Origin of the sequence: Sphingomonas yabuuchiae (assembly GCF_014199595.1) — a bacterium.
GTDB classification, from domain to species: domain Bacteria; phylum Pseudomonadota; class Alphaproteobacteria; order Sphingomonadales; family Sphingomonadaceae; genus Sphingomonas; species Sphingomonas yabuuchiae.
In genome coordinates this window covers 24,808-31,340 of record NZ_JACHNX010000025.1, presented here as the reverse complement: position 1 = coordinate 31,340, position 6,533 = coordinate 24,808, and the positions used below count along the sequence as shown (strand labels likewise).

The 6,533-nt window shown below is 68.1% G+C and carries 6 protein-coding genes and 1 pseudogene; 6 read left to right on the top strand and 1 reads right to left on the bottom strand.

What is annotated here, in order from left to right:
• A pseudogene (locus tag GGQ89_RS17755) lies at positions 1-135 on the top strand (electron transfer flavoprotein subunit alpha/FixB family protein); the annotation flags it as partial.
• Between the two features lie 93 nt (positions 136-228).
• Here GGQ89_RS17755 and GGQ89_RS17750 read toward each other — a convergent pair.
• On the bottom strand, positions 229-1,998 hold the full coding sequence (locus tag GGQ89_RS17750) for an AcrB/AcrD/AcrF family protein (RefSeq protein WP_184106654.1): 1,770 nt from the start codon (positions 1,996-1,998) through the stop codon (positions 229-231).
• Between the two features lie 87 nt (positions 1,999-2,085).
• On the opposite strand from GGQ89_RS17750, the gene GGQ89_RS17745 reads away from it, so the two are divergent.
• The 5 genes from GGQ89_RS17745 (at position 2,086) to GGQ89_RS17725 (ending at position 6,382) form a co-directional block, all read left to right on the top strand.
• Positions 2,086-2,514: a GtrA family protein gene (locus GGQ89_RS17745; RefSeq protein WP_172839604.1), complete on the top strand. Its 429-nt coding sequence runs from the start codon at positions 2,086-2,088 to the stop codon at positions 2,512-2,514.
• A 4-nt stretch (positions 2,515-2,518) separates the two neighbouring features.
• A complete protein-coding gene (locus GGQ89_RS17740; RefSeq protein WP_184106653.1) occupies positions 2,519-3,247 on the top strand; it encodes a class I SAM-dependent methyltransferase in 729 nt (242 codons plus the stop codon).
• A 164-nt stretch (positions 3,248-3,411) separates the two neighbouring features.
• Complete coding sequence (locus GGQ89_RS17735; protein WP_184106652.1) at positions 3,412-4,521, top strand: 8-amino-7-oxononanoate synthase; 1,110 nt, start codon at positions 3,412-3,414, stop codon at positions 4,519-4,521.
• On the top strand, positions 4,518-5,138 hold the full coding sequence (gene bioD / locus GGQ89_RS17730) for a dethiobiotin synthase (protein ID WP_184106651.1): 621 nt from the start codon (positions 4,518-4,520) through the stop codon (positions 5,136-5,138). The genes GGQ89_RS17735 and bioD overlap by 4 nt, the downstream gene beginning before the upstream one ends.
• The gene (locus tag GGQ89_RS17725) at positions 5,135-6,382 is read left to right on the top strand and encodes an adenosylmethionine--8-amino-7-oxononanoate transaminase (RefSeq protein ID WP_184106650.1); all 1,248 of its coding nucleotides are present in this window, start codon (positions 5,135-5,137) and stop codon (positions 6,380-6,382) included. Before bioD ends, GGQ89_RS17725 begins: the two co-directional genes overlap by 4 nt.
• The last annotated feature ends 151 nt before the right edge of the window (positions 6,383-6,533 follow it).

The window sequence follows — 6,533 nt, the reverse complement described above, 5'->3', positions numbered from 1 at the left end:
CTGGCGGGGATGAAGGACTCCAAGATCATCGTCGCGATCAACAAGGACGAGGATGCGCCGATCTTCCAGGTCGCCGATATCGGCCTGGTCGGCGACCTGTTCACCGTCGTGCCGGAACTGACCAGCAAGGTCTGATAGAGGTGGGGAGCTTGCCGCCTGGGCCATCCTTGGTGGCATGCTCCCCCTTCACCACCGCTTCGCGGTGGTCCTCCCCGTGAAGGGGAGATTTCAGCTGATTCGATACAGCCTCAGCGGCGATCCCTTGGGCAGCGGCAGCGGGGTCAGCCAGTTCGGCGTCCAGCCGCGCGCCATCCGGTCGTAGAAGCCGCCCGGTGCGCGCGCGCGGTAGTTGGTCGACTCGGCCATGTCCGGGCAGATCAGCAGCAGCGTCGCACCATGCCGCTTCATGATCGCGCGCGCCTGCGCCTCGCTGCCCTGAAAGGCGTGCTGCACATCCAGGATCGCATCGCCATTGCGGTGATAGGGTCCTGCGATCGCGTCATGATGCGTCGTCACGATCAGCCGTGGCCCCAGATCGACGAAGGTGAACACCGTCGCCCGGGGATAGGCATTCACCCCCGTCAGCACCGAGGTGCGCACGCACTGCCCGGTCGCACGGTTGACCCGGTTCGCATAAGCGCTCGGCTGGGTCGCGGGCAGATAGGTGACGATCCAGCTCGCCGCGATCCCCGTCGGCACCAGCACCGCCAGCACGATGGCGGGCACCCGCAGCAGGGGCGAGCGCAGCCGCGTCAGCCAGGGCAGGATCATCCAGAGCAACGCCGCGATGCCCGGAATCGCCAGCATCTGCGCCGCCGGGGCCGCGCGCGCCTGCCACAACAGCATCAGGCAGGCGAAGGTCGTGAATAGCGCCACCGCGGTCCAGCCGATCGTCCGCCGCCGCCAGGCCGCGCCGATCGCGCCGATCATCCCGATCACCGGCATGATCGCCATGGGCAGCGCGACGCGAAGCGGGTGCTTGTAGATCGGCTTGGCCTCGCGGACATTGTTCAGCCAGTTGCGCTGCAACTCGGGACTGACCTGTTCGGGGCGGGTCAGGCATTGCGGGAACAGGCTGGCGAAACCGCCCGCGATCACCGCACCCGCGACCACCGCCAGACCCAGCCGCGCGCCGCGCGACGCCGGATTGATCCGCGCCAGCACGAACAGCAACGCCCCCGCCGCGACCGTCACCGACAACCAGACCGGGGTCAGCGCATCGCAGCGCATCGCGTAATTGGCGTTGGAGGCAAAGGCGGCGAACCCCGCCGCGCTTCCCCCGCCCAGGGTCAGCGCATAGACGGCCAGCCGGTCGGCCTCCGCCCGGTCCCAGACCCAGCGCAGCGTCAGGATCGCGCCCGCCATCGCGGCATAGGGCAGCATCTCCAGCCCGATCGCCAGCGACACCGCGCTCGCCAGGCCGACCAGCGCGCCGCCGCGCCGTGCCGCCGGATCGCACAGACCCGCGACCGTGACCGCCAGCATGGCCAGCTGCCACCCGTGATGGTCGATGCGCATCGGCATATACATCAGCAGCGTCGCATGGGCGCACAGCAGCAGCCCCAGGCCCAGCGGCCAAGTCAGCACCCCGATCAGGCGGCGCAGCGTCACCGCCAGCGCGGTCATGGTGATCGACAGCGGGATCAGCGGCGCCAGGCCGCAGGCGAGCCGCTCGGCCCAGGCGGGGGTGGTGAACAGGCGGAAGAACAGGATCAGCCCGGCGATCGGCAGGTCGACGATGCGGCTCCAATGGATGTCGAAGCCGACCGGCGGGTTCATCCGATACTGGCGCAGATCATACCAGTCCTGCCCCGCCATCCAGGCCCGCACCTGCATCAGCCGCATATTGTCGTCGGTGTCGCCCAGCGACCACCAGCGTATCTGGCCCCAGCGATCGTACATGTACCAGGCGGTGATCGCGGCCCACGCCACCAGCACCCAGCGTTGCCAGTTGCGGTCGATCTCACGCTGCAGACGTTCCAAAGACGCTTCCCTCATACCCGCCCGCAGCCTAAGGCGCGGGGACATGGGTTCCGCTCTATCGCGGGCGGCGCAAAGGGCAAGGTTGGGGGCAAGGTCGGGAGTATGGCGACTCTTCAGCACCAGATCGATCGATGGCGGTCCAGCGGGATGCTGGGCCAGATCATCCGCTTCGGTATCGCGGGGGGCGTGTCGACGGTCGTCTATTCGGCGGTCTATCTGCCGCTGACCTATTGGGTCCTGCCGCATGACAAGGCCGTGCTGGCGGTGCCGCCCGCCTTTCTGGTCGCGGTGATCGTCGGTTTCTTCCTGCACAGCGCGTGGAGTTTTCGCGGGCACGGCACCCGCGACTCGAGCGGCCGGCAGCATCTGAAATTCCTGGTGGTGCAGGGCTTCGGCCTTGCGTTGAACGCGCTCTTCACCTGGATCGCGACCGGGCTATTGCATCAACAACCCTGGGTCGCGCTGATCCCGGTGGTCACGATCACGCCGATCGCGACCTTCGCGCTCAACCGCCAATGGGTCTTCGGATAAGTTCATGGACCGTATCGTTTACGACCGCATGGCCGCGCATGATTCCACCCATTGGTGGTATCGCGCGCGCCGCGACATCCTGGCGGACTATCTGACCCGCTATGGCAAGCTGCCCGCCGAGGCGCGCATCCTCGAGATCGGCTGCGGCACCGGGCACAACCTGCCCATGCTGGCGAGCTTCGGCACGGTCGACGCGATCGAGATCGACCCCGCCGCGCGCGAGATCGCGTCCGCCCGGCTGGGCAAGCCGGTCCAGGCCGCGCCGCTCCCCGAACTGCCGGGGATCGAGCGGGGTGCGTACGACCTGATCGCGGTGCTCGATGTGGTCGAGCATATCGAAGACGATGTCGCCGCGCTGGCCGCGATGAAGTCCTGCCTGAAGCCGGGCGGCAAGATCCTGATCGCCGTCCCTGCGCATCAGTGGATGTGGTCGGCGCACGACGTGGTGAACCACCACCATCGCCGCTATTCCAAGGGGACGTTGGTGTCGGCGATCGAGAAGGCGGGGCTGAAACCCCGCAAGCTCGGCTATTTCAACTCGCTGCTCTTCCCACTGGCGGCGGCGGCACGGATCGCGGGACGGATCACGGGGCGCGACGACAGCGACGACTCGCCCCCGCCCGCACCGCTCAACAAGGCGTTCGAGGCGATCTTCCGGCTGGAGCGGCATCTAGTCGGGCGTGTGCCGCTGACCCCGGGGGTGTCGATCGTGACCTTGGCGGAGCCGGCTTGAGGTAAGCGGCGGGGCGTGGCCTTCGACTTCGCTCAGGCTGAACGGAGTGAGGTGCTTTTGGCCGCACAGCCCAACCCCCGTTCCGCCTGAGCGAAGTCGAAGGCCACGGGAATCCATCGCAAATATGGTTTCACTCACCGTCTATCCCTCTTAGGGAAGCCCCCATGCTGGACTTTCATCGCGCCGATCTGGCCCGACTGGCCGCGCGGGACCGATTGCGGGGGCTGGCTCCGCAAAGGGGCAGGGACTTCGCCTCCAACGACTATCTGGGGCTGGCGAGCCACCCCCGCCTTGCCGCCGCCATCGCGGACGCGGTGGCAGAGGGCGTCCCCGTCGGTTCGGGCGGCTCGCGGCTGTTGCGCGGCAACCACCCGGAGCATGAGGCACTGGAAGCCGAAGCCGCCGCATTCTTCGGGGCGGAGGCGAGCCTGTATTTCTCGTCGGGCTATACCGCCAATGCGACGCTCCTGGCGACGCTGCCCCAGCGCGGCGACCTGATCGTCCATGATGCGCTGGTCCATGCCAGCATGCATGAGGGGATGAAGCTGTCGCGGGCGCAGTCCGTGGCGGCGGCGCATAACGACCCGGCGGCGTTCGAGGATGCGATCCGGGCCTGGCGCACCCAGGGCGGCAAGGGCACCGCCTGGATCGCGGTCGAAAGCCTCTATTCGATGGACGGCGACACCGCGCCGCTCGCCGAACTGATGGCGGTGGCCGAGCGGCACGATGCGATGCTGATCGTGGACGAGGCGCATGCCACCGGGGTCTTCGGCGAGCGGGGGCAGGGGCTCGCCACGCCCGGCGAGCGGGTCGTCACCCTCCACACCTGCGGCAAGGCATTGGGGTGCGAAGGCGCGCTGGTCGCCGGGCCCGCCATCGTCCGCGACTATCTGGTCAATCGCGGGCGGGGTTTCATCTTCTCGACCGCGCCGTCCCCCCTCATGGCGCGCGGGGTGCGCGAGGCCTTGCGCATCCTCGCCGACGAGCCCGAACGGCGGACCGCACTCCACGAGCGGATCGCGCTGGCGGGAGAGCGTCTGGCGAAACAGGGCGCGCTGGCGAACGGCACGCCTATCATGCCGCTGATCCTGCACGACAATGGCCGCACCATGCGCGCGGCCGAGGCGTTGCAGGTGCGCGGCTTCGACATTCGCGGCATCCGCCCGCCGACCGTGCCGGTGGGCGCGGCGCGGCTGCGGCTGTCAATCACCCTCAATGTCGAGGAGGCCGACATCCTCGCCCTCGACCAGGCACTGAACGAGGTTCTGGCATGAGCGCGATCATCGTCACCGGCACCGATACCGAAATCGGCAAGACCGTCTTCTCCGCCGCACTGACCGGCGCGCTGGGGGCCAGCTATTGGAAGCCGGTGCAGGCGGGCACCGACGAGGAGGGGCATGGCGATGCCGAGACGGTCGCCGCGCTCAGTGGGCGCCCGGTTCTCCCCTCCGCCTATCGGTTGAAGACCCCTTGCTCGCCGCACCGTGCAGCCGAGATCGACGGGGTGGAGATCGCGATGGACCGGCTGGCCCTGCCGCCGATCGATGGTCCGCTGGTCGCCGAGGGGGCGGGCGGGGTGCTGGTGCCCGTCACCCGCCAGTTGCTGTTCGCCGACCTGTTCGCTCATTGGGGCCGCCCGGTGGTGCTGGTCGCGCGGACCGGGCTGGGCACGATCAACCACAGCCTGTTGTCGATCGAGGCGCTGCGGTCGCGCGGGGTGCCGATCCTGGGGGTCGCATTCGTCGGCGAGGGTGTGGAGGACAGCGAGGCGACCATTGCCGCGATCGGCGGGGTGAAGCGGCTGGGCCGCCTGCCGCGCCTCGCCGAGCTGACCCGCGAGACGTTGGCGGAAGCGTTCGCGGCGAATTTCGACATCGGGGATTTCCGATGACCTCGCCGGTCTGGCATCCCTTTACCCAACACGGCCTGGGCGAGCCGATCCCCAAGGTCGCCACCGCCAGCGGCGCGGTGCTGACCACGGTCGACGGGCGCGAGGTGATCGACGCCATTTCCAGCTGGTGGGTGACAACGCACGGCCATAACCATCCGCGCATCAGCGCCGCCATCGCTGACCAAGCGGGCAAGCTCGACCAGATCATCTTTGCCGGGTGGACGCATGAACCCGCTGAGGAAGTCGCCGCCGAACTGGTGCGGATCACCCCGCCCGAACTGACGCGGGTGTTCTTCTCCGACTCCGGTTCGACGGCGGTCGAGGTCGCGCTGAAGATGGCGCTGGGATACTGGCTCCACCGGGGCGAGCCGCGTCACCGCATCCTCGTCCTCGAACACAGCTATCATGGCGACACGATCGGCGCGATGTCGGTCGGCGCGCGCGGCGTATACAACCGCGCCTATGCGCCGTTGCTCTTCGATGTCGGCACGATTCCTTTTCCTACGGACGTGCAGGCCACGCTCGATGCGCTGGAGGCGGAGTGCCGGGCGGGCGCGGCGGCGTTCATCGTCGAGCCTTTGGTGCTCGGTGCGGGCGGCATGCTCCTGTACACGCCGGAGACGCTGGCCGCGATGCGCGACATTTGCGCAGCGCACGGCGTCTTGTTCATCGCCGACGAGATCATGACCGGCTGGGGCCGCACCGGCACGTTGCTGGCCTGCGAGCAGGCGGAGGTGGTGCCCGACATTCTCTGCCTGTCCAAGGGGCTGACCGGCGGCGCGGTGCCGCTGGCGGTGACCTTGGCGATCGAGCCGATCTTCCAGGCGCATTGGTCGGAGACCGACCGATCGAAACAGTTCTTCCACTCGTCCAGCTACACCGCCAACCCCATCGCCTGCGCGGCGGCGGCGGCCAATCTGGCGATCTGGCGCGACGAGCCGGTGCAGGCGCGGATCGATGCTCTGACCAATCGCCAGCGAAGCCATCTGGCCATGGTGGTGGATGAACCCGCGGTCCGCAACCCGCGTAGTCTCGGCACTATCGCAGCGTTCGAGCTGGGCGCGGGGCAGGATTACCTGTCCGACCTGGCACCCCGACTGCTGGCCCATTTCCGCGAGCGCGATCTGCTCGTCCGGCCGATGGGCAACACCATCTATGTGATGCCGCCCTACTCCATCACACCGGAACAGCTCGGTACAGTCTGGACCGGCATCCGCGAGGCGATCGACCGTTTCGGCGGGTAATCCCTATTCCTCCCCTATAAGGGGAAGTGGCAGGCCGCAGGCCTGACGGAGGGGTGTCCCCGCTCTCGATAGGGGGACACCCCTCCGTCACGCTTTGCGCGACACCTCCCCTTGCAGGGGAGGAATGGGTACAGCGCCCTTTGACTTTAGG

Coding starts and splice junctions, on each gene's coding strand:
- GGQ89_RS17750 (WP_184106654.1), bottom strand. CDS start 1,998: ATGAGGGAAGCGTCTTTGGAACGTCTGCAGCGTGAGATCGACCGCAAC.
- GGQ89_RS17745 (WP_172839604.1), top strand. CDS start 2,086: ATGGCGACTCTTCAGCACCAGATCGATCGATGGCGGTCCAGCGGGATG.
- GGQ89_RS17740 (WP_184106653.1), top strand. CDS start 2,519: ATGGACCGTATCGTTTACGACCGCATGGCCGCGCATGATTCCACCCAT.
- GGQ89_RS17735 (WP_184106652.1), top strand. CDS start 3,412: ATGCTGGACTTTCATCGCGCCGATCTGGCCCGACTGGCCGCGCGGGAC.
- bioD (WP_184106651.1), top strand. CDS start 4,518: ATGAGCGCGATCATCGTCACCGGCACCGATACCGAAATCGGCAAGACC.
- GGQ89_RS17725 (WP_184106650.1), top strand. CDS start 5,135: ATGACCTCGCCGGTCTGGCATCCCTTTACCCAACACGGCCTGGGCGAG.